This is a genomic window from Streptococcus fermentans, from assembly GCF_040888305.1.
In the GTDB taxonomy this organism is placed as follows: domain Bacteria; phylum Bacillota; class Bacilli; order Lactobacillales; family Streptococcaceae; genus Streptococcus; species Streptococcus fermentans.
The window spans coordinates 26,673-52,228 of the sequence record NZ_JBFNFG010000010.1 but is presented as its reverse complement, the minus strand read 5'-3'; the positions used below and the strand labels follow the sequence as shown (position 1 = coordinate 52,228).

Sequence of the window (25,556 nt, the reverse complement as noted above, 5' to 3'; positions counted from 1 at the left end):
ATCAAACACTACTAGCAATTGATTGAGAATAAATGATAAGTTGGATAAGGTTAGAAAACCTTTATAATGATTTGCTATAAAAAGCTATTGGACAGCAAAAAAAGCCTTGATTTTAAGGCTTTTTCCTGTTGATTTAGATGCCCCCTACATGAATTTGTAAGAACTTTTCATATTGAAAATAAACAAAAATGTTGAAATATAGCTGATTTTAGGGAAATACTTTTAGGTGTTTTCAATGTCAGGATTTTAAAATGGGGCAAAAGTGGGGCAAAAACTAATGACTCGTATTTTGTTTGAAAACCTATAATACCTAATGATTATGCTATTCTAGATATATAGTTTTGTTATAAATAAATGTCAGTGCGAGCTCAAATTGGAGGATAAAATGGAAAAACAAATTAATGAAAAAAAAGCCTTGGTTCCCAAAGCTTTTTAATGTTATAAACTCATTAAAATAATCCCCAGTTAGATTTGGAATATTTTTTATTCTGTGTCACATAAAAATAAATAAAATGAGTGGCTATAGCTAGAGCTAAAATGGTTGTTATACTCACTACTATTATAGGATTAGAAGCAAAGATTAAAGAGAGAATCAAGGCAGCCAGATAGAGTGTCGCTTGGACACAGTAGTAACTTTTCGAATAGCTAAGATAGTGTTTGTTACAGGGCCCATTTACTAGGACAGCAACTTGGAAGAGGCCAAATCCGATATAAGAGAAGATGGTTGCAAAGAGATGATTAGCTTCAGGATTCAGAAGAAAACTCATCGAAACAGTCATCATAATAAGTCCAATGAAAATAGGATAGTGACTGTAAATTAGAAATAGTCCCTTTTGATTAGATTTTTCATCAATAGCATGGTCAAATTCACCAAAATAAAATAGGAACAGAGAAAGCATAATAATGAAATAAAGAACCGAATAAATCGAGAAATTCTCGATTGTAAAGAAGTTAGCTAGCTCCATAATCATCTCTCCAAACGTAATAATGACAAGAAGGGAGATGCGCTCGATTAAATGGGGGAGATTTACCTGGTAATGCTTATCTTTACTAAGCAAGATAATTGGCATAATAAATGTTAGCAGAATACTAGCAAAGAAGATATAGACTCTAACGTAAATAGGAAGAGGAAGAAGAGCTGCTAGATAGACTCCTAAACTTCCTAGCCCTGTTATCCATAGAAAACCTTTGATACTTTCCCGATTAACATCATCGGTTGATTTTCTAAAAAACTCAACCAAATATTGAAAAAATAAGGTAAGGGTTAATGTACCAATAGCCCAACAGAGATAATGAAAATATTGTTGCCAATCAGGTCCCATTATATTGGCTATAAAGAGTAAAATTCCCATTTTGATAAACATGATTACCATGTTAAATAAAGAGTTCTTTCCATAGCGATTGGTATAAATGGTTTGAATCATCCAGGAATCGGTGAGAACCAAGACAGCCATGAAAAAATCAAGGAAAGAATTCCAAGTCAAAATACCGTTATGAAGATGGTCAATTAAAGTAGTTGCTTTTGAAATTGCAAAAACAAACACTAGGTCATAAAATAGTTCTGAAAATTCTACACGTTTATGCTTAATAAGAGTTGTCATATTAATACCTTTCTACTTTAGAAATACAATACATTATAACAGAAAATGGTAATGAAAGAAAAGGATATGCTTAAATAATTTCATGTGGCGCGAATTGTCAAAATCTTGACTTCTTTTGTTATTTACTTGTCGGTTTTGGTTTTGTTCCTTTACTAGCATTAGGAGGCTTTAAAGATGTGGAACACACTAAAAAGCAACCCTGATGGGTTGCTTAAAATCCTATTAAAAATTAACTGTGTCAGGATCATCCTGAGTTTTGGTGCCTTGAATCTTATCCAAGACTGCCATATCTTCCTCTGATAAGTCGAAGTCGAAGATATCCAAGTTACCTTTTACATTTTTAGGTGTCACAGACTTAGGTAGTGGCAAGAAACCTTTTTGGAGGCTCCAACGCAGAGCAACTTGTGCCACAGATTTACCGTTACGTTCAGCCACTACTTCAACATCTTCATTTCCAAAAATGCTACCTGTACCTAGTGGACTATAGGCTTCAAGAAGGATATCGCGCTCTTGGCAATAGGCAACTAAGTCTTCTTGGTCACAACCTGGAGCCAAGAGGATTTGATTGACATGTGGAACAATTTTAGCTGTTTCAAAAAGAGCTTCTAGGTGATGTTGCATAAAGTTTGACACACCGATAGCACGCACCTTACCTTCTTTGTAGGCTTCTTCCATAGCCTTCCATGCACCCGCATTGCCAGCCTTCCAAGCATCATTCTCACGAAGCGCCTTTGGATTAGGCCAATGGATAAGCAAAAGATCCAAATAATCCACACCAAGTCTTTCGAGAGACTCATCGATAGAAGTCTTAGCCAACTCGTAATCGTGCTTATCATTCCAAAGTTTGGTGGTTAGGAAAATATCCTCACGTGCCAAATCACTATCAGCAATCGCCTTACCTACGGAAACCTCGTTACCGTAAATTTGTGCGGTATCAATATGTGTGTAACCCGCCTTAAGTGCGAAGCTAACGCTGTTATAGGCTTCTTCGCCTTCAGCAATTTGCCAAGTTCCAAAACCAATTTTAGGAATAGCAACCCCATTTGCAAGTGTATATGTTTCCATGATTTTCACCTTTTCTTTTTTTAATAGTACTATCTTAAAAAAGATAAGACAAAAATGCAAAGATTTGCTACGGCTATTATTATGAATAGTTCCTTACTTCTTTTTCCGCTGTTCGTAACAGCCTTTGGAGATATTATTACTTGGGAAGAGAATGAATTTGTTGGTATTGTAAAATAAAATCTTCAAGACTGCGACATTATTATCAAGAGCCTGAAATATTTTCTTCAGTATTTAGATAACTCATATGTGACTGATAACTTTGAACTGGATTTATATAGACAGGCTGTGTTAAAACATGGTCCCTTGTCATATAACCAATGTTTCGGTTTTGTTCCTTTACTAGCATTAGGAGGCTTTAAAGATGTGGAACATATGGATAAAGTCAAAGTCCTGGAGCACATTTATCTCATGTACCAACTCACAGGCGGAGTGATGGACGATTGATAGAAAGGAACCACCTTCGAGGTGGTTTTTTCGACGAAAACGAGTGTGAGATAAATAACGAGTCTTTGGATGAGACTCGTTTATTTTGTGAATATAAACTTTTTGGTACAAAATTTGGTATAAAAAACAAAATGACAAGCAAAAAAGCCTTATAAATCAAGGCTTTTTCCTGTTGTTTAGATGCCCCCTACATGGATTTGTAAGAACTTTTCATATTGAAAATAAACAAAAATGTTGAAATATAGCTGATTTTAGGGAAATACTTTTAGGTATTTTCAATGTCAGGATTTAAAAATGGGGCAAAAGTGGGGCAAAAACGAATGACTCGTATTTTGTTTGAAAACCTATAATACCTAATGATTATGCTATTCTAGATATATAGTTTTGTTATAAATAAATGTCAGTGCGAGATCAAATTGGAGAATAAAATGGAAAAACAAATTTCTACGCAGAATGGAATGCGAAAAAGTGATAATTAAAGAGACGAAAAAGCTGAGAATATGATTTCCCAGCTTTTTTGAATGCGATAGAAATAGCAACTAGACTATTTACGAAAGGCCTCAATAATGTAGGTGAAGCCAGTAACTAAAAATGAAAAGGCAATGACATAAACGACAAAGACACCTGTAGCCACTGGATTGAACAGAATCACTAGACCTAGTAAAAATTCAAGCAAGGCTACCCACATGATATTGCTACCAATAATAGGGAAAATCAATCTTAGACGATTGCCTTTAAAGAAAGCAATAATGGCTTCTACAATTAACCAAATTCCTACAATGGTCGGAATGACGACCGGCAGGGTCACAAAGCCATAAGCAACGAGGTAAAGAGCTAAGAGAAGACTAACAAATCCTTGGAAAAGATAAACAGGTGAGCGAAGCTCTTTTGGTGCAGAGAAATAGCCTAAAATAGCTGCTATAGAAGAAACCAGTAAACCAAATGAAATCCACCAGCTGTAAGCAACAAGATTAGCTACTGGGTTTGTAAATAGGAAAAGTCCTAAAAGGACAAAAACAACTCCTGCAAGGAATAGCAGTAAACGATTAGAAAATTTCATTTCAATACCCCTTATATAGTATAGTTTTCTAATAAAACTATTGTACTTATTTTTATAGAAAATGTCAATAAAATAAATAAACAATTTGGAAGTTTCAGTCTGACTTACAAAAAGAAAAGGAGTTTTCACTCCTTTTCACAGATTGAAGACAAAGTCCTTATAAAAGTGTCTTCTAAAGATTTTAACTTCAATCTGAAGCGAGGTTATCCTCGCTTTTTCTATTTATCAAACAATTCCTTATTTTCAATTAAGAGTTCTAGTGGAGATTTATCCCTTGCTTCAATAAAACCAGGTTCATATTGGTTATGAAGTGTTCTTTTCTGAGAAGTTGGATCAATATACAACTCATCTCCATCTTCTGTGTATAGTTGGTTGCCTCTTGTTAAGTAAAGTAAATCCTCTAAGTACTGTCCATCAGTTTCTAGAAAATGTTCGATGTATTTGACAGCCTTTAAGATCTCACTTACTTTATCAGAGTATTCATTCGATTCAAGAACACTCTTTTCTAATTCAATCTCTTTACTAGTTCCAAAAAGTTGAGTTGGAGTTGCATTAAAATATTCTGCTATCTTATCTAAATTTGCAAAGGTAGGATAGCTTTTTTGTTTTTCGTAATCAGAGATGTTTGGAAAGATTGCTCATAAAAAAATGTGGGGCAAATGATGGGGCAAATCAGTTATAGACAAGCAAAAAAGCCTTATAAATCAAGGCTTTTTCCTGTTGATTTAGATGCCCCCTACAGGGCTCGAACCTGTGACCCATAGATTAAGAGTCTACTGCTCTACCAACTGAGCTAAGGAGGCAAATAAAAAGCTGTATTGGTGCCGAAACTTCACGGTTTGTATTGAACCCGCGCAATTAAGCAGGTGGGCAACTCGCTCTAACTGAAGCTGTTTCCGTGTGAGACGGCCTACATGCTGTTAGAAGACTTTTGTTTCCCTAATAATACAAAAAATAGTCGGTCAACACTTAAATGTGAAGTCGTACACCACAGCGTTTCTATGATTATATGATACCACTTTTTCAAAAAAAATCAAGGGAAAATTAAAAATTTTGAAAAGGATTTCATAAGTTTCGTAATTTATCAATGGTTTCCTTGCGTTGAGCCAGGGCACGTTCGTATTTTCCACTATCTTCTGGTGAGAAGTAGCTATGGTTGCGAATTTTTTCTGGCAAGTACTCTTGTTTGACCCAGTGACCTGGGTAGTTATGTGGATAGAGGTAGTTTTGGGCATTGCCTAATTCCTTGCTACCACTATAGTGGCCATCTCGCAGGTGACGTGGGATTGGTAGGTGACCTGAGGTTTTAAGGTCAGACAGAGCCTTGTCCATAGCTACATAGGCTGAGTTGGATTTTGGAGAAAGGGCCAAATCAATCACAACATTGGCAATGAGGATGCGGGCTTCGGGGAAACCGATCCTCTGTGCTGCATCCAGAGCAGTCACGGTATGAATCTGGGCTTCGGGATTGGCCAAACCGATATCTTCATAAGCAATCACAGTCAAACGACGAGCTAGGCTAGGAAGGTCACCGGCCTCTATCAAGCGAGCAGCATAGTGGAGACTAGCGTCCACATCTGATCCGCGAATAGACTTTTGAAGGGCAGATAGAACATCATAGTGCCCGTCTCCATCCTTGTCCATAGTGATATAGCTTCTCTGGAGACTATTTTCCATGATATTCAGCGTGATATGACGGATACCGTCATTATTTTCTGGAGTGGAGAGAACTGCCAAGTCCAGTGAGTTAAAGGCAGAACGGAGGTCTCCGTTGGTAGATGTTGCGATAAAATCAAGGGCATCATCATCTAACTCGACAGGGAAATCAAAGCCTCGTTCAGGGTCAGTCAGGGCGATTTGAATGGCCTCTTTGACATCTTGGTTAGACAAGGGTTCCAACTCAAAAATCTGAACACGACTTCGGATGGCTGGAGTGACAGAAAAGAAAGGATTTTCAGTTGTCGCCCCGATCATGATGACTAGACCACTTTCTAAGAGAGGAAGGAGGAAGTCTTGTTTCGTCTTGTCAAGACGATGAATCTCGTCTAGTAGCAGTACAAGGCCACCTGAGAATTTAGCTTCCTCAGCGATTTCTTGGAGGCGTTTTTTACTATCAACTGTGGCATTGAAGGTCCGAAAGGCATACTTGGTTGTTCCAGCGATGGCTGAAGCGATACTGGTTTTTCCGATGCCTGGAGGTCCGTAGAGGATCATAGAGGATAGGCGATTGGCTTCCACCATACGGCGGATAATCTTGCCTGGTCCAACTAGATGCTCCTGACCAATGACCTGGTCGATGGTTTTGGGGCGCATACGAAGCGCGAGATTGTCTGGCATAGCAGTCCTTTCTAACATGGATTTTCTGATACTAATGTGGTAATATGGTAGTATCTATTTTAGCATATTTCCGAGTATTCGGGGCGATTAAAGAGTCGTATAGAAAGAGGACAAAATGGCAACATACGGATTTTTAGATGTTTTACAAGAAGAGTTGGACAAGAACTTTCCTTTTGATTATGAGATTAGTTGGGATAAGCGCAATCATGCGGTAGAAGTGAGCTTTTTACTAGAAGCACAAAATGCTGCAGGAGTGGAGATGCTGGATGAGGACGGAGAGGTGTCGTCAGACGATATCCTATTTGAAGAAGCGGTGCTTTTTTACAACCCTGCCAAGTCAACTGTTAATGAGGAAGACTATTTGACAGTTATCCCTTACCTACCTAAGAAAGGTTTTTCTCGTGAATTCTTGGCTTATTTTGCGCTATTTCTTAAGGATACTGCCGAGGTTGGACTAGATGCTCTCATGGACTTTTTGGAAGACCCAGAAGCAGAAGAATTCGTCATGGAATGGAACCAAGAAGTCTTTGAAGAAGGAAAAGCAGGCTTGGAAGAGGGAGAATTTTACCCTTATCCGAGATATTAGAAAAGATTCTAAGTGGACATTTTTAAATAATGAGTTCAAGGAGAAGGGGGAGACTATGCTAGAAAAAGTCAAACAGTTTTTCAGGAGAAGGTCAGCTAAAACTGAGCCGTCAGTTGATATTCTTCCCCGAAATCGCTTTGCGGATCTAGATTTCGAGCGAGTATTGAAGTCAGGAGCTCGTCGCCTTGTTAATGAGGAAGGACGCTATGCTGAGGATGGGAAAATCACAGAAATTGAATTTCCTGAAGATTTTGCGGAATTTGAATTTCTAGTTGGTTTTAAGACGGAGGAAGAAGAGCAGTTTCAGCAACTATTAGCTGATTTAAATAGTATTGATAATGCTATTCAGTCCTATTTGGAAAGCGAGATGCAACAACCCATCCCTCAGTATGCCAAGGATCTAGGCTATACTCAGAAGAAGTGGGAGAAAACCTTTTACTTTCATCCTTGGATATTAAGTTTTGAGGAAAGTCCGCCTAATCTTCGCTATGTTGCAGATTATGTCAATGATGAGTTTACGGTTTATTTTGCTAAAAAACATGGCAGATGGCAGGCGTACTGGGATGCAGAGTGTCAAAAGGAAATAGCAGAAGGCTAGTTCGGTCTTTTACAGCGTCTAGTGGTTATCATAGGAAAGAGTAAACATCATGGAATTCTTGAATAAAAAGTTCGATTTCACAGGTTGTAAAATTGCCCTCTTTTGTGGAGATAAGCTACTGACCATCTTACGTGATGACAAGGACGATATCCCTTGTCCCAACATGTGGGAGTTGCCAGGTGGTGGTCGTGAAGGAAACGAAAGCCCTTTCGAGTGCGCAGCGCGTGAAGTTTATGAGGAATTGGGAATTCATTTAGATGAAGACTGTCTGCTTTGGAGCAAGATTTATCCTAGCGTAATCTTTAAAGACAAGCAATCGGTATTTATGGTTGGTCAGCTAAGACAAGAACAATTTGACAATATCATCTTCGGAGATGAAGGACAAGGCTATAAATTGATGCCTATTGAGGAGTTTTTGAAGTCTAAACAGGCAGTGCCTCAGCTACAGGGGAGATTGAGGGATTATTTGGAGGAAAGTTTATGATAACACTTGTTCGAGCGGGAGCAGAGGATTTAGAAACTATTATTGCAATTCAGAGAGCCAGCTTTAAGGCTGTTTATGAAAAATACCATGATGAATATGACCCTTATCTCGAGGACCGCGAACGAATCAAATGGAAATTAGTCGAGCGTCCCAATAGCTATTACTACTTTGTAAAATAAGATGAAGAAAACATCGGATTTTTACGAGTTCAGACCAATGCCGAGTTAACGAATGCTTGGTTGGGAACGGCAGCGATTTTGCCTCAGTATCAAGGACAAGGGTATGGATCTAAAGGTTTAAGCTTACTGGAAAAAGAATTTCCAACCATCACACAATGGGATTTGTGTACGGTATTACAGGATGCGGGAATGGTTGCCTTCTACGAGAAGAATGGCTACCGTCAAACTCATATCGAGCCTGAAAAAGAAGGCATGGATATGGTCTACATGAAAAAATTGATAGAGAAATAGAAAGGATGGTTCAGTTAAATTTCTAAACTGAACCCGCCCTAAACACGGTGCCAAAAAGATAAACTTCTTATATACACAAACGTCTTCAGAGAGTTTCCTATTTTGGCTTTGTGTTTTACGGGCTTGGTATCTTAATGATGGAAACATGGCAAGAGTTAAAAGTTACAGTGAAGCGTGAGGGAGAGGAGTTGGTTTCCAACCTCTTGATTGAGTTAGGTGCCCAAGGGGTAGCAATTGAAGATAGCATGGACTATGTGGGCAATGTGGATCGTTTTGGTGAGATTTTCCCAGAGGTAGAGCAGCAAGAAGAAATCGTAGTGACAGCCTACTATCCTGATACGGTTGATGTGGCAGTGGTTGAGGCGGATTTGCAAACTCGTCTCTCAGAATTGACGGACTTTATGGACTTAGGAGAAGTCAGGATTGGTACGACTGCCTTAGCTGAAGAAGACTGGGCGGACAACTGGAAGAAGTATTATGAACCGGCACGCATCACCCATGACCTAACCATCGTACCGTCATGGACGGACTATGAGGCAACAGCGGGAGAAAAGATTATCAAGCTAGATCCAGGGATGGCCTTTGGAACGGGAACGCACCCAACAACCAAGATGAGTCTTTTTGCCTTGGAGCAGGTTCTTCGTGGTGGCGAAACAGTGCTAGATGTGGGGACAGGTTCAGGTGTTCTTTCTATTGCAAGCTCACTCCTAGGTGCCAAGGAGATTTTCGCCTATGACTTGGATGATGTGGCGGTTCGTGTCGCTCAGGAAAATATTGAGCTCAATCCTGGTATGGAAAACATCCATGTAGCCCCAGGCGATTTGCTTAAAGGAGTGGAAATTGAGGCAGATGTTATCGTGGCCAATATCTTGGCGGATATCCTCATTCATCTGACGGAGGATGCTTATCGCTTGGTCAAGGACGAAGGCTACCTCATCATGAGTGGGATTATCAAGGACAAGTGGGACATGGTGCGTGAGTCAGCTGAGTCAGCTGGATTTTTCCTTGAAACCCATATGATTCAAGGGGAGTGGAATGCCTGTGTCTTCAAGAAGACCAAGGATATCTCCGGTGTGATTGGAGGCTAGCATGCAACAGTATTTTGTCAAGGGCAGTGTAGTCTCACCTGTCACCATCGAGGACAAGGAGACCAGCAAGCACATGTTTCAGGTTATGCGCCTGAAAGAAGATGATGAGGTCGCTTTAGTATTTGATGATGGCATCAAGCGTTTGGCGCGCGTGGTCAATGTGGAAGCACGTCAGTTTGAGTTGGTTGAAGAATTAACTGACAATGTGGAACTGCCAGTCCAAGTGACCATCGCATCTGGTTTTCCCAAGGGAGATAAGTTGGAGTTTATCACTCAAAAGGTGACGGAACTAGGTGCCAGTCAGATTTGGGCCTTTCCCGCAGACTGGTCAGTCGCCAAGTGGGATGGTAAGAAATTGGGCAAAAAGGTCGAGAAACTAGAAAAAATCGCCCTTGGAGCAGCAGAGCAAAGCAAACGCAATCTGGTACCAAGTGTTACCCTTTTTGAGAATAAAGCAGATTTTCTAGCTCAGCTAGACCAGTTTGACCGCATCGTGGTGGCCTATGAAGAGTCAGCCAAAGAAGGAGAATCAGCTGCACTCATCCAAGCTGTTTCTGGGTTAGAAAAGGGAGCTAAACTGCTCTTTATCTTTGGTCCAGAAGGTGGTCTCTCACCTGCGGAAATCGAAAATTTTGAAGCTAAGGGAGCAGTCTTGGCAGGACTTGGTCCTCGCATTTTGCGAGCAGAAACAGCACCACTTTACGCTTTATCGGCCCTTAGTGTTTTATTAGAATTAGAGAAATAAGAGGAAAAAGATGGAACAAAAACACCGTTCAGAATTTCCTGAAAAGGAACTTTGGGATTTGACAGCCCTATACCAAGACCGTGAGGACTTCTTGCGTGCGATAGAGAAGGCGCGTGAAGATATCAATCAATTTAGTCGTGACTATAAGGGCAATCTTCATACTTTTGAAGATTTCGAGAAGGCCTTTGCAGAATTGGAACAAATCTACATCCAGATGAGTCATATCGGTAATTACGCCTTTATGCCTCAGACGACAGACTATGCTAATGAAGATTTTGCCAATATCGCCCAAGCTGGAATGGACTTTGAGACAGATGCCAGTGTCACCTTAACCTTCTTTGACGATGCCTTGGTGGCGGCAGATGAGGAAGTATTGGACTGTTTGGGTGACTTACCACATTTGACGGCAGCCATTCGTCAAGCTAAGATCAAAAAAGCCCACTATCTTGGGGCGGATGTGGAAAAGGCCTTGACCAATCTGGGTGAAGTTTTCTACAGTCCACAGGATATCTATACTAAAATGCGAGCTGGCGACTTTGAAATGGCTGACTTTGAAGCCCATGGGAAGACTTACAAAAACAGTTTTGTGACCTATGAAAACTTCTATCAAAACCACGAGGATGCTGAAGTCCGTGAGAAATCCTTCCGTTCCTTCTCAGAAGGACTACGCAAGCACCAAAATACGGCTGCAGCAGCCTATCTTGCTCAGGTCAAATCTGAGAAATTGTTGGCAGATATGAAGGGATATGACTCAGTATTTGACTATCTTTTAGCTGAGCAAGAAGTAGATCGTGCTATGTTTGATCGTCAGATTGACCTCATCATGAAGGACTTTGCGCCAGTTGCTCAGAGATATCTCAAGCATGTTGCCAAGGTGAATGGTCTTGAGAAGATGACCTTTGCTGATTGGAAATTGGATTTGGATAGTGCGTTGAATCCAGAGGTTAGCATTGATGATGCCTATGATTTGGTCATGAAGTCGGTAGAACCTTTGGGTCAAGAATACAGTCAAGAAGTTGCTCGCTATCAAGAAGAACGCTGGGTGGACTTTGCTGCCAATAGTGGCAAGGATTCTGGTGGCTATGCAGCTGATCCCTACCGTGTGCATCCATATGTCCTCATGAGCTGGACAGGTCGTTTGAGCGATGTTTATACCTTGATTCATGAAATCGGGCATTCTGGTCAATTTATCTTTTCTGACAATCATCAGAGTTACTTTAATGCCCACATGTCTACTTATTATGTCGAAGCACCGTCAACCTTTAATGAATTGCTTCTCAGTGATTACTTGGAGCATCAGTCTGATGATCTGCGTCAAAAACGCTTTGCCCTTGCCCACCGCTTGACGGACACCTACTTCCATAACTTTATTACCCACCTTTTGGAAGCAGCCTTCCAGCGTAAGGTGTATACATTGATTGAAGAAGGAGAAACTTTCGGAGCAAGCAGACTCAACAGCATTATGCAGGAAGTTTTGACCGATTTCTGGGGAGATGCTATTGAGATTGATAATGATGCAGCACTGACTTGGATGCGCCAAGCTCACTATTACATGGGCTTGTATAGTTACACTTACTCTGCAGGTCTTGTAATCTCGACAGCTGGCTATCTCCATTTGAAAAACTCAGAAACTGGAGCTGAAGACTGGCTCAATCTCCTCAAATCAGGTGGCAGTAAGACACCACTTGAGTCAGCAATGATTATTGGAGCGGATATCTCAACAGATAAACCACTCCGTGATACCATTCAATTCTTGTCTGACACAGTTGACCAAATTATCAACTACAGTGCCCAGTTGGGAGAATAGGGAAATAGGCAGATTTTAGGAGAATAATATGAATAGAATAAAAAATGGCTAGAGCAAGATCCCAAAAGAATACTCTTTATCAAAATTGGTATAGTTTTGTTGGGAATCATTTTATTGATTGCTCTACCTACTCTCTATCTTGTTTTGAGTGGAGTTGGTATTTGGTATTTTGTAAAGAAAGCACCAGATATTCGAAAAAGAAATTTAATGATAGGGCTTTTCATTGTCAGTTTTGTTGCAGTTGCTCTCCAAACTCCAACAGTCACAAAGAAAACTTCATCTGCTCAGTCAGAAACTAAGCAGACTGTGACATCTACTTCTTCGACAACTTCGACGACGGATACTTCATCTAGCATAGAGGAGGCAAAACGAATCGAAGATGAGAAAAAAGCTAAAGAAAAAGCAGAAGAAGAGAGAATTGCCAAAGAAAAAGCTGCAAATGAGTTGCAAGAAAAAGGTGAAGCCTTAGTCAAACAATTGGAAGAAAGTCAAGATGCGAATCAAGTGAAGTCTGCTAAAGAAACAGTTAATCAGATTGAAAATAACGATAAAAAGACAGAATTGATCGATAGGATAGGTGCAGTTGAGTCATTAATTTCTCAAAAAGAAGAAGAGAAAAGAATTGCACGTGAAGCCGAGATTAAAGCCCAACAGCAAGATAGAACTGTTTATGTCGCTAAGAATGGGCAAGCGAAAGTATATTGGTATAACAAAGATAGAATGCCGTCAAATACTAATAAAGCTAATGTTGTTGAGATGACAGAGGCTGATGCAATTGCTGCAGGAAAAACTCCATCTAAAAAAGAATAAGATACAAAGTCATTTAAGAACGACTTTTTGATAAGTCACCAGAAAGGTAGAGGTATTGATAAAATATCCTCCTAAATAATAATGAAAATTAATAAAAGAGATTGGCTGATTTTTCCATTCAATTCTTGTCAGACACGGTTGACCAAATTATCAACTACAGTGCCCAGTTGGGAGAATAAAATCATAAAAGTGCAACAATAGAGTTATATTGTTGAGATTTTAGAATGACATTTATTTCATAAAGTTTACTGAAGACTTTGTCTTCAGAATGTGCGTTATTATAGATCTATCGGTTGGATTTTATATCTTGTCGTGGGCGATTAGACTAGGGAAAATACTTAGAAAAGGACGGAGATGCTAGTGCGTGTCAATAAAAAACTTAGCTTGCTTATCATTGGAATTGCTATGCCGATTTTGTTTATGATTTGGAAATTCAGTCAGCCTGTTCTTCCAAAAACTTATCAGGAAGCTGTTCAGTATACCAAAGCAATCAATATGAAAGAAATGCGCTCCAAACTTGCAAATGGCGACGAGTTTGTCGTCTACATAGGAAGAGAATCCTGTCCCTACTGTCAAAAGTTTGTGCCCAATTTGGCTCTAGCGATTCAAAAAAGTCACCAGACAGTCTATTATTTGGATAGTGCTTCTGATGAAAAGGATGAGATTACAGCCTTTGCAAAAGAAATGGATATCCAAACCGTTCCGAATCTTTCAGTCTATCAAAATGGTAGTAAATCACGCTATTTAGAGCAAGGAAGTTCCGCTAGTCTTGAAGAAATCCTTTCATTTTTAAAGAATGAATAGTGCTGAAGAATTTTTATAAATGACAAAAAACAACTCCGAAAATTGGAGTCGTAGAGATGATAAAAGAGGTTGGATTTTTTCCAACCTCACTTTTTTAATCTTATACTCAATGAAAATCAAAGAGCAAACTAGGAGACTAGCCGCAGGCTGTACTTGAGTACGGCAAGGCGACGTTGACGCAGTTTGAATTTGATTTTCGAAGAGTATTAATGGAATTGCATACCACCATCAACGATAATGGTTTGACCTGTAATGTAGTTTGAATCTGGTCCAGCAAGGAAGCTAACTGCTGCAGCTACATCTTCTGGTTCAGATAGGCGTTTCAATGTAATATCTTTTGCGAATGTTTGCATACCCCACTCGTCATCTTTTCCTGCATTTTTTCCAACTTCATGAGCGATATCATACATCATTGGTGTTTTTACGATACCTGGAGCATAGGCGTTGACAGTGATACCTGACTCTGCTAAATCACGCGCCAATGTTTGAGTAATACCACGAACAGCGAATTTTGTACCGCCGTATACAGTCAAGTTTGGATTTCCGACAACACCTGCTTGAGAAGTAGCATTGATAATTTTACCACCGTGACCAAGTGCTTTGAACTGAGCCTGAGCAGCTTGTGCTCCCCAAATCACACCACCGACGTTAATAGCAAATGTGCGAGCAAATTGCTCCTCTGTAATTGTATCCAGAGGTGTAGTAGGAGCGACACCAGCGTTGTTTACCACAACGTTCAAGTCTCCGAAATGATCGACAACTTTTTGGAAAGCTGCAGCAACTTCTGCTTGTTTAGACACATCAGCTACAACAGCAAAAGCTTTATCTGCTGACAATTCAGCAACTGCTTTCTCAGCTGTTTCAGCGTTGTAGTCTAAAACTCCAACCTTAAAACCATCTTGAACCAAGCGTTTTGCGATTGCAAAACCGATCCCTTGACCTGCACCTGTAACGATAGCTACTTTAGACATATGATTCCTCCTCGGTATCCGTGATACCATTCAAACGTTCATAAAAGAACAGCAAAAGGTTTATAAGTGAGTCGTGATAGGTTTCTAAAAGAAGTCCTATCACGTTTTAGTATACACCTTTGTGAAATTTGTGTCAAACAAATACTTGGTTTTTGGAAAAAATTAACCCTCTAAGAGTGAAAAAATATCTGAGACTAACATATTTATCTCTTATAATGAAGATAGCTAGAAAAGAATGTTGTATAATAGATGTGTATGATTGGAGGTAGGCAGATGTATCCAGAATTGAAAAGAAAAGTAATAGAAGAAAAACCGAGTTATCGTCAAGAAGAAATCCTGTGGTTGCTTGAGCACTTAGGGGATCCGAGTCAAGAGATTCGCGATGAATTGGTTTTTACTAGTTTAGCTAGGGGGATTCAAGAAGAGTTATTTACCAAGGAGCAATTTCAGTTGATTGCTGCTGAGATTGTCTCTGATGGTGGGCTAGATAAAGAGATTGATAAGACAGGAGCTTCAACGCTTGAACGTTCTTTTAGGGCCCTTATTTATGCCAATCTCTTATCTGCTGATGGCAATGAACAGTCTCTTTTTTATCAAGTGCTTAAAACTGATATCAGAAATACGTTGCTCGATCAAGGTTTGCATTACCTTGAAAAAGAAGAGGATACGACTGGTTTTTCAAGCCAGTATGGTTGGGTGCATGCTTTTGCTCATGGGGCTGATCTTTTGACTGAAGTTGTTTGTCATCCAGACTTTTCTAAAAATAGAGTTCATGAAGTATTTGACATACTTGGCCAACTATTTAAAAGAATTTCGGTTCGATTTATAGATGATGAGGACTGGCGCTTGGCCAGAGTCCTTTACGAACCTGTTTTGCAAGGAAAGGTGGAGCAAGCGACACTGGCTTCTTGGATAAAGTCACTTGATTTCCCGATAGAAGAGAGGGAAGATTTTTATAAATTTTCCAATTTCAGATCTTGTCTATTAGAAGTCTATGTTCAACTCGACCAGAGAAATAGTTTACAAGATGACTTGAAAGAAGCTATTCAATCTTTCCAATATTAGATTTTGATTATCAATGTGAAAACTTACACAATGTTTCCAAGCACATTTCTTGAAACCCTTTCCTTCTTCTGATAGACTAATACATAGTTTGAAAAAAGGAGACTTAACATGAAAAAATTTGTTGCTGAATTAATCGGTACTTTTATGCTTGTGTTCATCGGAACAGGAGCTGTTGTTTTTGGAAATGGTGTTGAAGGACTTGGACACCTTGGGATTGCTCTTGCTTTTGGTTTGGCAATCGTAGTCGCAGCCTTCTCAATCGGAACTGTTTCAGGTGCTCACTTGAACCCAGCTGTTTCTATCGCTATGTTTGTTAACAAACGTTTGTCATCTTCAGAGCTTGTAAACTACATCCTTGGTCAAGTGGTTGGTGCTTTCCTTGCTTCTGGATCTGTATTGTTCCTCTTGGCAAATTCAGGTATGTCAACTGCAAGTCTTGGTGAAAATGCCTTGGCAAACGGTGTAACTGTCTTTGGTGGTTTCTTGTTTGAAGTCATTGCAACATTCTTGTTTGTTTTGGTCATCATGACTGTAACATCAGCAAGTAAAGGTAATGGCGCAATTGCTGGTTTGGTCATCGGTTTGTCATTGACAGCTTTGATTCTAGCTGGCTTGAACATTACTGGGCTTTCAGTAAACCCAGCTCGTAGCTTGGCTCCTGCTGTCTTGGTAGGTGGCGCAGCTCTTCAACAAGTTTGGATTTTCATCCTTGCACCAATCGTTGGTGGAGTTCTTGCGGCTCTTGTTGCTAAAAACTTCCTTGGAACTGAAGAATAATTGAAACTCAAAAAGCCTTGCTCCTCATGATGAGGAACAGGGCTTTTTCGTATTATACTCTTCGAAAATCTCTTCAAACTACGTCAGCTTCACCTTGCCCTGAATTCGTCAGTTCTATCCACAACCTCAAAACAGTGTTTGGAGCTGACTTCGTCAGTGTCATCTACAACCTCAAAGCAGTGCTTTGAGCAACCTTCGGCTAGCTTCCTAGTTTACTCTTTGATTTTCATTGAGTATGAGTTTAGCGGTTGTCAATTTTTTCTGGATAGAGATCGTGTTGGAATAGGCGTTGTTCTGCCAATCCTTCATACTTGGTTCCAGGTCTACCGTAGTTGTAGTAGGGGTCGATTGAAATACCACCGCGAGGTGTAAATTTCCCCCACACCTCTAAGTAGCGAGGGTCTAGCAAGTTGACCAAGTCTTTTCCGATGGTGTTGATACAGTTTTCGTGAAAATCCCCATGATTTCGGTAACTAAAGAGGTAGAGTTTGAGGGATTTTGACTCGACACAGAGCTTGTCAGGAATGTAGGAAATATAAATCGTTGCAAAGTCTGGCTGCGCAGTGATTGGGCACAGTGAGGTAAATTCAGGGCAGTTAAATTTGATGAAATAGTCATTTTCCACATGGCGATTGTCAAAGGATTCCAGGACTTCTGGTTGATAGTCAAAGATGTAGGTGGTTTCTTTATTGCCCAGTAGGCTTAGGTTTTTCATTTCTTCTTGTTGTGACATGTTTTTTTCTTTCTAATCTTAAACACCACGTTGGTTATCGTAGAGGAGGGTATGGAGTTGTGGAAGGACGCGGACATTGCCCCAGCTATCATCAGCAGCAACGCGTTCCCATAGTTCTTTGAGGCGATCTAGTTGGTCTTGGACAATATTGCCTGTAGCCTTGGGCTCAGGATTTCCAGCCGATAAGAAGAGGACATCTGGTTGGTAGCGTTCTTGAATGTCTTTGGCAAAGGTTAGATCTGCATCATCAAAAACAGGGATTTTAAAGGTGACCTTGTCTGGATCCAATTGAGAAACGATAAAGTCCAAGGTCTCGAAGTTGACTTCCATCTTAGATGAAGGAGGCTTGGGACTCAGAGTCACCTGATCGATATCTTTTAACCAATGTTGCCAGCGGGAGCCTTGGGTTTCAACAGCCAGAGTAACACCACGTTGCTTGAGTTTGGTGACCAGTTGAGCCATGTTGGCAGCTAGGATGGCTGGATTTCCACCAGATAGGGTTACATAGTCGTAGCTTCCTAGTTTGTCTAACTCAGCGATCACTTCATCAGCTGTCATGCGAGTAGGTTTTTCAGAACCATCCCAAGTAAAGGCAGAATCGCACCAGTCGCAGTGATAGTCGCAACCAGCAGTGCGGACAAACATGGTTTTCTGGCCAATAGCACGACCTTCACCTTGAAAGGTAGGCCCAAAAATTTCTAGAACTGGTAGTTTGAGGACACGTTCCTTAGTCATCTAACCACTCCCGTCTAAACTCTGCAAAGGCAGTAGGAGTTTCATAGAGGCGAACATATTCCAAACGGAGACCGCGCTCGTCTGGCAACTCTTGGCTCATGGTTTGGAAAATCCAGTAAACCATATTTTCAGCAGTCGTATTCATGTAGGGCAGGGTTTCATTGAGATAGCGATGATCTAGGTGGGGCTCTAAGTAGTCCTTGTAGATAGCTTTGATATCTCCGAAATCGTAGGTCATACCTCTATCATCTAAAAACCCACTGACAGCGATTTGCAGATGATAGGTGTGACCGTGTAGGGATTTACATTTTCCTTCATAGTGAAAGAGGTGGTGGGCAGCATCGAAGGTAAATTCTTTTGAGACTAAGGTTCTGTGAGGATTGTAGACAAGAGATTCCCCAGTTTCTCGTTTGATTTCTTTGGGGGCAAAAAACATCAGGCCTCTCCTTTCTGAGTGAGATAAACCTCTAAACCATGTTGGCGTAGATGGCAGGCAGGACAATCTCCGCAACCAGTACCGATAATCCCGTTGTAGCAGGTCAAGGTCTTCTCACGAACATAGTCAAAGGCACCGAGTTGGTCAGCTAATTCCCAAGTTTCAGCCTTGTCTAGCCACATGAGAGGTGTTTGGATTACAAAGTCGTAATCCATGGCAAGGTTGAGGGTGACATTGAGTGATTTGACAAAGACATCCCGACAGTCAGGATAACCTGAGAAGTCTGTTTCGCACACTCCTGTCACGATATCCGTAATTCCACGCTGCTTGGCAAGGACTGCAGCAAAGGACAGAAAGAGATGATTGCGACCGTCAACGAAGGTATTAGGTACCTCTCCTTCTTTTTGCTCAATTTCTAGATCTGAAGTCAAGGCATTTTCAGTAATTTGTCCTAGCAGAGACATATCTAGGATATGATGACGAATTCCTTGTTCCTCAGCGATTTCTTTGGCCACTTGAATTTCTAAATGGTGGCGTTGGCCATAGGCAAAGGTAACGGCTTCTACCTTTTCATAGTGTTGCTTGGCCCAGAAAAGGCAGGTTGTTGAATCTTGACCGCCACTAAAGACGACCAAGGCTGATTGACGTTTCATAGTACTCCTTCCAAAATGGGAAATGTTCAGAGCACGCAAAAAGCTCCCTAGAGGGAGCTAAAAAATACCAAGTAGAGGTTTTTTTTAGCGATGGCATGTCCCAAACATCGTGATATTCTAGTTACAGTCTAGCATATTTTTTGAAAAATGGCAAAGGGCAAGAAAAAAGAGACCAAATGAATGCACTTGGTCTCTCCTTTGATTAGCTTAATTCAGCAACGATAGCTTTGATTTGTTCTGCTGTGTGAACACCAGCAACTTGTTTAACCACTTGTCCATCTTTTTTGAAAAGAAGAGTAGGGATAGACATGATACCAAATGAACGAGCTGTGTTTGGATTTTCATCAACGTCCATTTTAACGATTTTCAAGACATCTTCTGAAAGTTCTTCAGACAATTTGTCCAAGATTGGACCTTGCATACGACATGGGCCACACCAAGTTGCCCAGAAGTCTACCAAGACCAATCCGTCTTTAGTTTCTTGTTCGAATGTTGCATCTGTAATTGCTTTTGCCATAGTATTTCTCCTTTTTAATTATATTGGCTTAAATCTTGTTTCATGAGATAGAAGAAAACATCTCCATAAGTCCCATGGTAGTCCAAATCATGTCCCTTGTAGGTTACTTTTTGGACAGGGTAGTAGTCTGCGACACCAATCAGACAGGCATGTTGAGAACGTTCAAATTCTTCGTAGGACTCGAAGGTCATGGTTCTCTCTTGCTTGCTGGCGTCAAGATAGGTGATTTCAATCATAGGATTCTCCTTTGCTAAATCATATCTTCATTTTACTCCTTGGAAAAAGGAATGTCAAGAAAATTGCTTGCGCACGCAAGTTTTTTGTAAAAATTTTAGGAAAGCCAACTTGCTTTTGTTTCAAGGCTCTCTTCTACAGCTTTTTGTAGATAGGCAAGAGTTGTCTGACCCTCCTTAGTGAGGCAGATAAAACTAGCTCGCTTATCCTGGTCACAACATCTCCGACTAAGTAAACCGCAGTTTTTGGCTTCTAGGCGTGCCACCATTCGTGATACTGCGCTTGGACTCAGATGGAGTTTGTCCGGCAGGTCAATCTGTCTCAAAGATTTTTCTTGAGCCTGATTTAAAAAGTGCAAGAGATAGAATTCTTTGAGCGTTAGGCTTTGGTCACTCTGCTCAGCAATCGTTTGCTCTAAAAGTGCTTCTAGCTCTACTTGTCGGCGGTTGAAGTCAAACCATTTTTCTAAGTAAGTCATATCAATCTCCTTTCCCTCTATAATAGTGTAATCATACTAGTGCATCTATGATGCTTGCGCACGCAATTAGTATACACCTTTTTGGCTTAGATAGCAAGAAGGATGTTTCTTATATATTTCCTTGAAATTTTCTGAAAAAAGAGTAAACTGGTATGCAGAAAGTCTATTTGTGGAGTTTACAATGAAGTTATATGTTCAGTTAATGATTCTCTTTGTGATTTCTTTAATCGGTGAAGGAATCTCCAGTTTTTTTCATTTGTCCATCCCTGGAAGTATCATCGGCTTGATTATTCTTTTTCTAGCCTTGCAGTTCAAATGGCTGCGCATTCGCCATGTCAACATGGTTGGAAATTTTCTCCTAGCCAACATGACCATCCTCTTTCTACCTCCTGCGGTTGGAATTATGGAAAAATTTGATGTGATTGCTCCCTATCTTCTGCCGATTGTCTTGATTGTCTTTTTTGCAGCAGTGATTAATATCATCTTGATTGCGCTTGTGGTTCAATTTATCAAAAAACGCTATGAAGGTGACTACGAAGAAAGAGGTGCTAAATGAGCGAATTTGTATCCAATCCCCTATTTGGGATTGCTTTGTCAATCTTAGCCTATCTTGGGGGAATGATGATTTTCAGACGCTATCCTCATCCCTTAACGACTCCCTTGTTGCTGTCAGCTATTTTTATTATCATCTTTCTAAAGGTAACTGGCATTTCCTATCAAGATTACTACCAAGGTGGGGTTTATCTTAATAACTTGATTGTTCCTTCAACAGTGGCTCTAGGAATTCCCCTCTATAAGAGTTTCCACTTGATGAAGCATCATGTTAGGAGTATTTTGCTGGGGAGCTTCCTAGCTGTCATCGTCAATACCACTTTTACAGCCCTAGTCGCAAAAATCTTTGGCATGGACTTTTTCCTAGCCATTTCCCTCTTTCCTAAGTCAGTAACGACCGCTATGGCAGTAGGGATTACAGAAAAGTTGCAGGGCTTGACTACCGTGACCCTAGTAGTTGTAGTAGCGACGGGGATTTTGACCAGCGTTATCGGACCAACACTTCTAAAATGGCTAAAAATAGACGATCCAGTAGCGGCTGGACTAGCCCTGGGTGGAACAGGTCACGCCGTTGGAACTGGAACGGCCTTTCGCTATGGACCAGTTGCAGGTGCTATGGGAGGACTAGCCATCGGTGTTACAGGGATTCTCTACGTATTTGTCAGTCCGATCGTAGCTAATTTGATCTTGAGTTAAAAACCAAGGATTTTTGATTTCCTTGGTTTTTTCTACGGATGCGAAAGTACTTTATGGGCTTTCGTTTTATTTGGTCAATCTTATGACCTGGTCGTAGCGTTTTAGGTCTTCTTCGGTATAATGGTGAATAACTTCAATAACAGTCTGTGGCATAGAAAAGAGGAGATCACTGATTTTTCGACTGTTTTCCAAGTCAAGATTGGCCTTTACCTCATCGGCTAGGATTAGTTTACTCTCATGGTAGAGGGCGCGAGCGACTTCTAACCGTTGTTTTTCGCCACCAGATAGACTATCATCGCTAAGTTTTCTATGCTTTAAATCCTCTAAGCCAGTCTGTCTCAGGATTTTATCCAATCTAGTCTGGTCTATGACGGAGCCCAGAGTGATATTGTCAGTTAGTGATAAGTAATCAAAAAAATGACTGGATTGGAGGATGTAAGAACTAATGCTAGTGATTTCTTCCCGACTAAGGATTTGTCCTGCAAAGCTAATGTGTCCACTCGTAGCGTCTTGATCTCCATGAATAATATTCAGGAGAGTGGTTTTACCAGTGCCGCTCTCTCCGATGATGGCAATTTTTTCTCCTTGATTGATACTAAGTGAGAGAGGTGCTAAAATCACTTGTTGTTCTACCTCTAAAGAGAGATTCTCCGCTTTGATAGGATAGATATCTGGAATAGGCTTGGTCAAATTATGATTTTTCTGGCTAAGAAGCTTTTGATATTTCTTACAGAGATAGGTAGTGGATTTACGAGTGTTGTTAAAATAAGCTAGTTCTTGAAATTGATAGCCGATATTGTGAGATACGAGATAAATAGCGACAAAACTGGCTGCACTGAGGTGGCCATAGTAGGTCATAAAACCACCGATGACAATGGGAGCAACGGAACAAAAAGCATCAATACTATTGATGAGGAGACTATTGATAGTGCGCTGTTTTTCATAGTTTATCTCTGCATCAAGACTATGTTGTAGCTGACTAGAATAACGATTGAAAAAGAAAGTTTGCCCATGGTAGTGGCGGATTTGTTGGCTCCCACTGATGAAGCTTGTCAAAGTTGCTAGATAGTTTTGATTGATTTTTGAACGAGCCTCGGAGAGGGTATCTAAGCGTTTGGTACCGATGGAACTACAAAGGACTGGGAGAGAGTAAAAAAGGATAAAGATGAGTCCCAGATAGAAGTTGGTCCACAAGGCATAAGAGACCGAAACGCTTGTAAATCCAATGGAAGAAATAATAATCACTGTAGGCTCAATATAGCTTGTTTCCAGTTGCTTGACATCATTTTCCAAATCAGACAGAAGGTCTTGCTCAGCAATCGCATAACTGTTTAAAAACTGATGAAAGATGGCACTTTTAAGTCCAAATTTGAAATCGGTTATGAGACGGGCGTAGTAGTATCTTTTACCAGCTAATCCGATAAGAAGGATGAGATTGCCTAAAATTCCCAATAGTAGAACTTTCCAGAGTAATTCGAGGTCCTGATTGGTAAAACTAGCCACTATATTCTGAACGAGGGCAGGTGTGATAATAGCTTCAAGCCAGGTGATGATAATTGATAAAAAATAGAGAATGAGGTGTTTCTTTGTTACAAATCTTCTAAGCATAAAGTGGGAACCTCCTAGTGAAAAGCAACTTTATAAAGGCATTATACTCTTTTTTGTAAAATAATTCACATGAAATGGGGTTTTAGGCTTAGAAAATGTGACTATTTAGACGAATAGGGAATCTGCGCTAAAAGTTTTTAAAATCAGAAAAACGCATATTATCAGGTATTGAAAAACCTTGATAATATGCGTTTTATCATAGAAAGATCTATTTCATTTTCTGCTAAAATTAAGTTATTGTCCAGCCGTCGATTGATTATTGAAGATTAACTTTATTCTTCAAGATATAGTAGGTTCCGAGATAGAAGGCTGCGCTGAGGATGAGGTCTTTAAAGATTTCAGCGGACATCATCATGCTATAATTCAAGCTTGGACTAAACATGTCGACAAATCCAAGGACAATGTGGATAACAATATAAGCTAAGACAGCGAGGGCTGTACGGTATTCATTAAAGAGCTGTCCAATTGAAATAGACAAGTAGATGCAAAGGATGCCTGCTACAGTGCTTATGAAAAATGAAATCAAGGTTAACCAGAAATTCTCGATATAATGTACGAATAAGTAATCAAAAAAGTAGGAATCAACCATATTTGGGTCAATGGTTGCAAAGATAATGTAGATACTTAGGAAAAAAACTGCTGAACTGATTATAGACCAAATGAAGGCTCCCAAGAGTTTGGCTAAGATAATCTGGTGTTCAGATAAAGGTAAGGTTAGAGTGAGATAGCCTTGGCGATCGTAGACACTACCCTTGAAGCGACGGATGATTAAAATCAAGGTTGAAATACTCAAGGTAATAAGTAGTCCACCAAAAACCAGACCTAGAAACACTAACATAATCATTTGTTGATCGGGAGTATCGATGGATTTTAGGGAACTAGCTTGAGCCCCGATAAGGGCAGAAAGAGCCAACACAGCACCATAGAGGGCTAAATACCATTTGTTAACATTTTTAAATTCATAACGAACTAAATTCCAAAACATAATAATCTCCTTTACCTAGGCTTTGAATTCGTGGCGGAAGAGCTGGTCGATAGACTCTCCAGACTCGTAGCGAATATCATCAACATTTCCTTGACGGACGACTTTTCCATCCTTGAGGAAGATAATCTCATCCAAGATTGGTTCAATATCTGAAATCAAGTGGGTTGAAATCAAGACAGTCGAAGTTGGAGAGTAGTTGTTGATGATGGTGTTCAAGATATAGTCACGCGCCGCGGGGTCGACACCACCGATTGGTTCATCAAGAACGTATAGACGAGCATCACGACTCATGACAAGAATCAACTGAACCTTTTCTTTGTTTCCTTTTGAGAGTTTCTTGAAACGGCTATTTTCATCAATGCCAAGGTCACGAAGGAGACCTTGAGCACGTTCCAGATTGAAATCTTGGTAGAAGGTCTTGAAATAAGTGAGAGCTTCCTTGACCTTCATCTGCTCGTTGAGGTAGGTCGTATCAGGGAGATAAGAAACAATCGCTTTAGTTGCTGGGCTTGGTTCCATGCCGTTGATAAGGATACGCCCTTCCTCTGGCTGTAGCAAGCCGTTGATTAGTTTAATCAAGGTTGTCTTTCCAGAACCGTTTGGGCCAAGGAGACCAACGATTTGTCCAGCTGGATTTTCAAGGGAAACATTTTTAAGAGCAGGACTTGCTCCATAGGATTTTGACACATTTTCAAATGCTAACAAGGTCATAGTTTAAACTCCTTCAATATAATCTCTCAAAACAGTCGGTAGTTCTTCTTTTTCATAGCCGAATTCTACCATGCCTGTTACAAACTGTTGCAGCTGTTCTTCTGACAGTTGCTTACGGGATTGGAGGATCAAGTCCAAATCCTCTGTGACAAAGCGTCCAGATGTTCGCTTGGTATAGACAAAGCCTTCTCTCTCCAAGTCCGATAGGGCGCGCTGGATGGTGTTGGGATTGACACCTGCCTCGCTAGCCAATTCTCTAACGGTTGGAAGCTGTTGATTGGGCTCGAGTTTATGGGAAATAATCTGCAATTTGATTTTCTCCATAATCTGCAAATAAATGGGTTTATTGTTATCAAATGTCCAAGACATCACGATCTCCTTTCTATTTACCTTTGTGTTAATTCAATAATACAACAAAACAAAAAACTTGTCAAGCCAAAAGGAGAATTATTTTGGGAATCTCTTAAAAAATGGTATAATGAAAAGAAAACGACAAGGAGGGAAAG

Annotated in this window: 29 protein-coding genes, 1 tRNA gene and 2 pseudogenes; 14 read left to right on the top strand and 18 right to left on the bottom strand. The window is 40.2% G+C overall.

Annotated features, from left to right (window positions below; all coding sequences use genetic code 11):
• Nucleotides 1-449: 449 nt before the first annotated feature.
• Both AB2B50_RS08750 and AB2B50_RS08745 read right to left on the bottom strand, forming a co-directional pair.
• Complete coding sequence (locus tag AB2B50_RS08750; RefSeq protein WP_320693050.1) at nucleotides 450-1,601, bottom strand: low temperature requirement protein A; 1,152 nt, start codon at nucleotides 1,599-1,601, stop codon at nucleotides 450-452.
• Nucleotides 1,602-1,823: 222 nt separating this feature from the next.
• Nucleotides 1,824-2,666, bottom strand: a complete 843-nt coding sequence (locus AB2B50_RS08745; RefSeq protein ID WP_320693049.1) for an aldo/keto reductase — start codon at nucleotides 2,664-2,666, stop codon at nucleotides 1,824-1,826.
• Nucleotides 2,667-2,768: 102 nt separating this feature from the next.
• Between AB2B50_RS08745 and AB2B50_RS08740 the strand changes: the two are divergent.
• Nucleotides 2,769-3,110 (top strand): annotated as a pseudogene (locus AB2B50_RS08740) (T6SS immunity protein Tdi1 domain-containing protein); the annotation flags it as partial.
• 544 nt (nucleotides 3,111-3,654) lie between these two features.
• Here AB2B50_RS08740 and AB2B50_RS08735 read toward each other — a convergent pair.
• From AB2B50_RS08735 to AB2B50_RS08720, 4 genes are all read right to left on the bottom strand, one after another.
• A complete protein-coding gene (locus AB2B50_RS08735) occupies nucleotides 3,655-4,170 on the bottom strand; it encodes an HdeD family acid-resistance protein (RefSeq protein ID WP_003004261.1) in 516 nt (171 codons plus the stop codon).
• Between the two features lie 218 nt (nucleotides 4,171-4,388).
• Nucleotides 4,389-4,805, bottom strand: a complete 417-nt coding sequence (locus AB2B50_RS08730; RefSeq protein WP_080979301.1) for a helix-turn-helix domain-containing protein — start codon at nucleotides 4,803-4,805, stop codon at nucleotides 4,389-4,391.
• A 95-nt stretch (nucleotides 4,806-4,900) separates the two neighbouring features.
• Nucleotides 4,901-4,973 (bottom strand) — tRNA-Lys (locus tag AB2B50_RS08725).
• Between the two features lie 262 nt (nucleotides 4,974-5,235).
• Complete coding sequence (locus AB2B50_RS08720; protein ID WP_320693056.1) at nucleotides 5,236-6,507, bottom strand: replication-associated recombination protein A; 1,272 nt, start codon at nucleotides 6,505-6,507, stop codon at nucleotides 5,236-5,238.
• Nucleotides 6,508-6,622: 115 nt separating this feature from the next.
• Here AB2B50_RS08720 and AB2B50_RS08715 point away from each other — a divergent pair, with 115 nt between their 5' ends.
• From AB2B50_RS08715 to AB2B50_RS08675, 9 genes and pseudogenes are all read left to right on the top strand, one after another.
• Nucleotides 6,623-7,093, top strand: a complete 471-nt coding sequence (locus AB2B50_RS08715; RefSeq protein WP_219966991.1) for a DUF3013 family protein — start codon at nucleotides 6,623-6,625, stop codon at nucleotides 7,091-7,093.
• A 55-nt stretch (nucleotides 7,094-7,148) separates the two neighbouring features.
• Nucleotides 7,149-7,691 carry a hypothetical protein gene (locus tag AB2B50_RS08710; RefSeq protein ID WP_320693048.1) on the top strand — a complete coding sequence of 181 codons (543 nt, stop codon included), beginning with the start codon at nucleotides 7,149-7,151 and terminating at the stop codon, nucleotides 7,689-7,691.
• A gap of 49 nt (nucleotides 7,692-7,740) precedes the next feature.
• Nucleotides 7,741-8,175 (top strand): NUDIX hydrolase, encoded by a 435-nt coding sequence (locus AB2B50_RS08705; RefSeq protein WP_320693047.1) that lies wholly within the window; start codon nucleotides 7,741-7,743, stop codon nucleotides 8,173-8,175.
• Nucleotides 8,172-8,645: pseudogene (locus AB2B50_RS08700) on the top strand (GNAT family N-acetyltransferase). Before AB2B50_RS08705 ends, AB2B50_RS08700 begins: the two are co-directional and overlap by 4 nt.
• Nucleotides 8,646-8,782: 137 nt before the next feature.
• Nucleotides 8,783-9,733: a 50S ribosomal protein L11 methyltransferase gene (gene prmA / locus AB2B50_RS08695; protein ID WP_320693046.1), complete on the top strand. Its 951-nt coding sequence runs from the start codon at nucleotides 8,783-8,785 to the stop codon at nucleotides 9,731-9,733.
• A 1-nt stretch (nucleotide 9,734) separates the two neighbouring features.
• Nucleotides 9,735-10,478, top strand: a complete 744-nt coding sequence (locus AB2B50_RS08690) for a 16S rRNA (uracil(1498)-N(3))-methyltransferase (RefSeq protein ID WP_320693045.1) — start codon at nucleotides 9,735-9,737, stop codon at nucleotides 10,476-10,478.
• A 10-nt stretch (nucleotides 10,479-10,488) separates the two neighbouring features.
• Nucleotides 10,489-12,285 carry an oligoendopeptidase F gene (pepF, locus tag AB2B50_RS08685; protein ID WP_320693319.1) on the top strand — a complete coding sequence of 599 codons (1,797 nt, stop codon included), beginning with the start codon at nucleotides 10,489-10,491 and terminating at the stop codon, nucleotides 12,283-12,285.
• Nucleotides 12,286-12,384: 99 nt separating this feature from the next.
• Nucleotides 12,385-13,095, top strand: coding sequence for a deoxyribonuclease (locus tag AB2B50_RS08680; protein ID WP_320693043.1), 711 nt, complete (start codon nucleotides 12,385-12,387; stop codon nucleotides 13,093-13,095).
• Between the two features lie 354 nt (nucleotides 13,096-13,449).
• Nucleotides 13,450-13,899 carry a thioredoxin domain-containing protein gene (locus AB2B50_RS08675; protein WP_320693042.1) on the top strand — a complete coding sequence of 150 codons (450 nt, stop codon included), beginning with the start codon at nucleotides 13,450-13,452 and terminating at the stop codon, nucleotides 13,897-13,899.
• Between the two features lie 206 nt (nucleotides 13,900-14,105).
• Here AB2B50_RS08675 and AB2B50_RS08670 read toward each other — a convergent pair whose 3' ends face one another.
• On the bottom strand, nucleotides 14,106-14,870 hold the full coding sequence (locus AB2B50_RS08670; RefSeq protein WP_000048146.1) for a (S)-acetoin forming diacetyl reductase: 765 nt from the start codon (nucleotides 14,868-14,870) through the stop codon (nucleotides 14,106-14,108).
• Between the two features lie 273 nt (nucleotides 14,871-15,143).
• On the opposite strand from AB2B50_RS08670, the gene AB2B50_RS08665 reads away from it, so the two are divergent.
• Together AB2B50_RS08665 and AB2B50_RS08660 are read left to right on the top strand one after the other, a co-directional pair.
• On the top strand, nucleotides 15,144-15,935 hold the full coding sequence (locus tag AB2B50_RS08665; RefSeq protein WP_320693041.1) for a DUF2785 domain-containing protein: 792 nt from the start codon (nucleotides 15,144-15,146) through the stop codon (nucleotides 15,933-15,935).
• Nucleotides 15,936-16,043: 108 nt separating this feature from the next.
• Nucleotides 16,044-16,712 carry an MIP/aquaporin family protein gene (locus AB2B50_RS08660; RefSeq protein ID WP_320693040.1) on the top strand — a complete coding sequence of 223 codons (669 nt, stop codon included), beginning with the start codon at nucleotides 16,044-16,046 and terminating at the stop codon, nucleotides 16,710-16,712.
• Nucleotides 16,713-16,953: 241 nt separating this feature from the next.
• Here AB2B50_RS08660 and queF read toward each other — a convergent pair whose 3' ends face one another.
• The 7 genes from queF to AB2B50_RS08625 all read right to left on the bottom strand — a co-directional run bounded on the left by queF (nucleotide 16,954) and on the right by AB2B50_RS08625 (nucleotide 20,498).
• Nucleotides 16,954-17,445 (bottom strand): preQ(1) synthase, encoded by a 492-nt coding sequence (queF, locus tag AB2B50_RS08655; RefSeq protein WP_000082591.1) that lies wholly within the window; start codon nucleotides 17,443-17,445, stop codon nucleotides 16,954-16,956.
• Nucleotides 17,446-17,463: 18 nt separating this feature from the next.
• A complete protein-coding gene (gene queE / locus AB2B50_RS08650) occupies nucleotides 17,464-18,180 on the bottom strand; it encodes a 7-carboxy-7-deazaguanine synthase QueE (protein ID WP_320693039.1) in 717 nt (238 codons plus the stop codon).
• Nucleotides 18,173-18,616 (bottom strand): 6-carboxytetrahydropterin synthase QueD, encoded by a 444-nt coding sequence (gene queD, locus AB2B50_RS08645; RefSeq protein ID WP_320693038.1) that lies wholly within the window; start codon nucleotides 18,614-18,616, stop codon nucleotides 18,173-18,175. Before queD ends, queE begins: the two co-directional genes overlap by 8 nt.
• Nucleotides 18,616-19,269, bottom strand: coding sequence for a 7-cyano-7-deazaguanine synthase QueC (queC, locus tag AB2B50_RS08640; RefSeq protein WP_320693037.1), 654 nt, complete (start codon nucleotides 19,267-19,269; stop codon nucleotides 18,616-18,618). The genes queD and queC overlap by 1 nt, the downstream gene beginning before the upstream one ends.
• A 202-nt stretch (nucleotides 19,270-19,471) precedes the next feature.
• Complete coding sequence (gene trxA, locus AB2B50_RS08635; protein ID WP_001029584.1) at nucleotides 19,472-19,786, bottom strand: thioredoxin; 315 nt, start codon at nucleotides 19,784-19,786, stop codon at nucleotides 19,472-19,474.
• Between the two features lie 14 nt (nucleotides 19,787-19,800).
• On the bottom strand, nucleotides 19,801-20,022 hold the full coding sequence (locus AB2B50_RS08630; RefSeq protein ID WP_004250771.1) for a DUF4649 family protein: 222 nt from the start codon (nucleotides 20,020-20,022) through the stop codon (nucleotides 19,801-19,803).
• A 95-nt stretch (nucleotides 20,023-20,117) separates the two neighbouring features.
• Nucleotides 20,118-20,498, bottom strand: coding sequence for a MarR family winged helix-turn-helix transcriptional regulator (locus AB2B50_RS08625; RefSeq protein ID WP_004250773.1), 381 nt, complete (start codon nucleotides 20,496-20,498; stop codon nucleotides 20,118-20,120).
• A gap of 181 nt (nucleotides 20,499-20,679) precedes the next feature.
• Here AB2B50_RS08625 and AB2B50_RS08620 point away from each other — a divergent pair, with 181 nt between their 5' ends.
• Together AB2B50_RS08620 and AB2B50_RS08615 are read left to right on the top strand one after the other, a co-directional pair.
• Nucleotides 20,680-21,054, top strand: a complete 375-nt coding sequence (locus AB2B50_RS08620; RefSeq protein WP_049503249.1) for a CidA/LrgA family protein — start codon at nucleotides 20,680-20,682, stop codon at nucleotides 21,052-21,054.
• On the top strand, nucleotides 21,051-21,746 hold the full coding sequence (locus AB2B50_RS08615) for an LrgB family protein (protein WP_001288931.1): 696 nt from the start codon (nucleotides 21,051-21,053) through the stop codon (nucleotides 21,744-21,746). Before AB2B50_RS08620 ends, AB2B50_RS08615 begins: the two co-directional genes overlap by 4 nt.
• Nucleotides 21,747-21,812: 66 nt before the next feature.
• Here the strand turns inward: AB2B50_RS08615 and gggC are convergent, their stop codons facing one another.
• The 4 genes from gggC to AB2B50_RS08595 all read right to left on the bottom strand — a co-directional run bounded on the left by gggC (nucleotide 21,813) and on the right by AB2B50_RS08595 (nucleotide 25,419).
• A complete protein-coding gene (gene gggC / locus AB2B50_RS08610; RefSeq protein WP_049503248.1) occupies nucleotides 21,813-23,354 on the bottom strand; it encodes a streptosactin export ABC transporter GggC in 1,542 nt (513 codons plus the stop codon).
• A gap of 256 nt (nucleotides 23,355-23,610) precedes the next feature.
• Nucleotides 23,611-24,339 carry a hypothetical protein gene (locus tag AB2B50_RS08605; RefSeq protein ID WP_320693036.1) on the bottom strand — a complete coding sequence of 243 codons (729 nt, stop codon included), beginning with the start codon at nucleotides 24,337-24,339 and terminating at the stop codon, nucleotides 23,611-23,613.
• A 15-nt stretch (nucleotides 24,340-24,354) separates the two neighbouring features.
• On the bottom strand, nucleotides 24,355-25,050 hold the full coding sequence (locus tag AB2B50_RS08600) for an ABC transporter ATP-binding protein (protein WP_320693035.1): 696 nt from the start codon (nucleotides 25,048-25,050) through the stop codon (nucleotides 24,355-24,357).
• A 3-nt stretch (nucleotides 25,051-25,053) separates the two neighbouring features.
• Nucleotides 25,054-25,419, bottom strand: coding sequence for a GntR family transcriptional regulator (locus AB2B50_RS08595; RefSeq protein ID WP_000119157.1), 366 nt, complete (start codon nucleotides 25,417-25,419; stop codon nucleotides 25,054-25,056).
• Nucleotides 25,420-25,556: the final 137 nt, after the last annotated feature.

What these genes read in the sequence shown, in the direction of transcription:
- AB2B50_RS08660 (WP_320693040.1), top strand. Translation starts at nt 16,044, where the DNA reads ATGAAAAAATTTGTTGCTGAATTAATCGGTACTTTTATGCTTGTGTTC.
- AB2B50_RS08720 (WP_320693056.1), bottom strand. Translation starts at nt 6,507, where the DNA reads ATGCCAGACAATCTCGCGCTTCGTATGCGCCCCAAAACCATCGACCAG.
- prmA (WP_320693046.1), top strand. Translation starts at nt 8,783, where the DNA reads ATGGAAACATGGCAAGAGTTAAAAGTTACAGTGAAGCGTGAGGGAGAG.
- queF (WP_000082591.1), bottom strand. Translation starts at nt 17,445, where the DNA reads ATGTCACAACAAGAAGAAATGAAAAACCTAAGCCTACTGGGCAATAAA.
- AB2B50_RS08605 (WP_320693036.1), bottom strand. Translation starts at nt 24,339, where the DNA reads ATGTTTTGGAATTTAGTTCGTTATGAATTTAAAAATGTTAACAAATGG.
- AB2B50_RS08675 (WP_320693042.1), top strand. Translation starts at nt 13,450, where the DNA reads ATGCTAGTGCGTGTCAATAAAAAACTTAGCTTGCTTATCATTGGAATT.
- AB2B50_RS08630 (WP_004250771.1), bottom strand. Translation starts at nt 20,022, where the DNA reads ATGATTGAAATCACCTATCTTGACGCCAGCAAGCAAGAGAGAACCATG.
- trxA (WP_001029584.1), bottom strand. Translation starts at nt 19,786, where the DNA reads ATGGCAAAAGCAATTACAGATGCAACATTCGAACAAGAAACTAAAGAC.
- AB2B50_RS08620 (WP_049503249.1), top strand. Translation starts at nt 20,680, where the DNA reads ATGAAGTTATATGTTCAGTTAATGATTCTCTTTGTGATTTCTTTAATC.
- queE (WP_320693039.1), bottom strand. Translation starts at nt 18,180, where the DNA reads ATGACTAAGGAACGTGTCCTCAAACTACCAGTTCTAGAAATTTTTGGG.
- AB2B50_RS08715 (WP_219966991.1), top strand. Translation starts at nt 6,623, where the DNA reads ATGGCAACATACGGATTTTTAGATGTTTTACAAGAAGAGTTGGACAAG.
- queC (WP_320693037.1), bottom strand. Translation starts at nt 19,269, where the DNA reads ATGAAACGTCAATCAGCCTTGGTCGTCTTTAGTGGCGGTCAAGATTCA.
- AB2B50_RS08665 (WP_320693041.1), top strand. Translation starts at nt 15,144, where the DNA reads ATGTATCCAGAATTGAAAAGAAAAGTAATAGAAGAAAAACCGAGTTAT.
- AB2B50_RS08710 (WP_320693048.1), top strand. Translation starts at nt 7,149, where the DNA reads ATGCTAGAAAAAGTCAAACAGTTTTTCAGGAGAAGGTCAGCTAAAACT.
- AB2B50_RS08600 (WP_320693035.1), bottom strand. Translation starts at nt 25,050, where the DNA reads ATGACCTTGTTAGCATTTGAAAATGTGTCAAAATCCTATGGAGCAAGT.
- AB2B50_RS08750 (WP_320693050.1), bottom strand. Translation starts at nt 1,601, where the DNA reads ATGACAACTCTTATTAAGCATAAACGTGTAGAATTTTCAGAACTATTT.
- queD (WP_320693038.1), bottom strand. Translation starts at nt 18,616, where the DNA reads ATGTTTTTTGCCCCCAAAGAAATCAAACGAGAAACTGGGGAATCTCTT.
- AB2B50_RS08745 (WP_320693049.1), bottom strand. Translation starts at nt 2,666, where the DNA reads ATGGAAACATATACACTTGCAAATGGGGTTGCTATTCCTAAAATTGGT.
- AB2B50_RS08615 (WP_001288931.1), top strand. Translation starts at nt 21,051, where the DNA reads ATGAGCGAATTTGTATCCAATCCCCTATTTGGGATTGCTTTGTCAATC.
- AB2B50_RS08735 (WP_003004261.1), bottom strand. Translation starts at nt 4,170, where the DNA reads ATGAAATTTTCTAATCGTTTACTGCTATTCCTTGCAGGAGTTGTTTTT.
- AB2B50_RS08690 (WP_320693045.1), top strand. Translation starts at nt 9,735, where the DNA reads ATGCAACAGTATTTTGTCAAGGGCAGTGTAGTCTCACCTGTCACCATC.
- AB2B50_RS08670 (WP_000048146.1), bottom strand. Translation starts at nt 14,870, where the DNA reads ATGTCTAAAGTAGCTATCGTTACAGGTGCAGGTCAAGGGATCGGTTTT.
- gggC (WP_049503248.1), bottom strand. Translation starts at nt 23,354, where the DNA reads ATGCTTAGAAGATTTGTAACAAAGAAACACCTCATTCTCTATTTTTTA.
- pepF (WP_320693319.1), top strand. Translation starts at nt 10,489, where the DNA reads ATGGAACAAAAACACCGTTCAGAATTTCCTGAAAAGGAACTTTGGGAT.
- AB2B50_RS08705 (WP_320693047.1), top strand. Translation starts at nt 7,741, where the DNA reads ATGGAATTCTTGAATAAAAAGTTCGATTTCACAGGTTGTAAAATTGCC.
- AB2B50_RS08595 (WP_000119157.1), bottom strand. Translation starts at nt 25,419, where the DNA reads ATGTCTTGGACATTTGATAACAATAAACCCATTTATTTGCAGATTATG.
- AB2B50_RS08625 (WP_004250773.1), bottom strand. Translation starts at nt 20,498, where the DNA reads ATGACTTACTTAGAAAAATGGTTTGACTTCAACCGCCGACAAGTAGAG.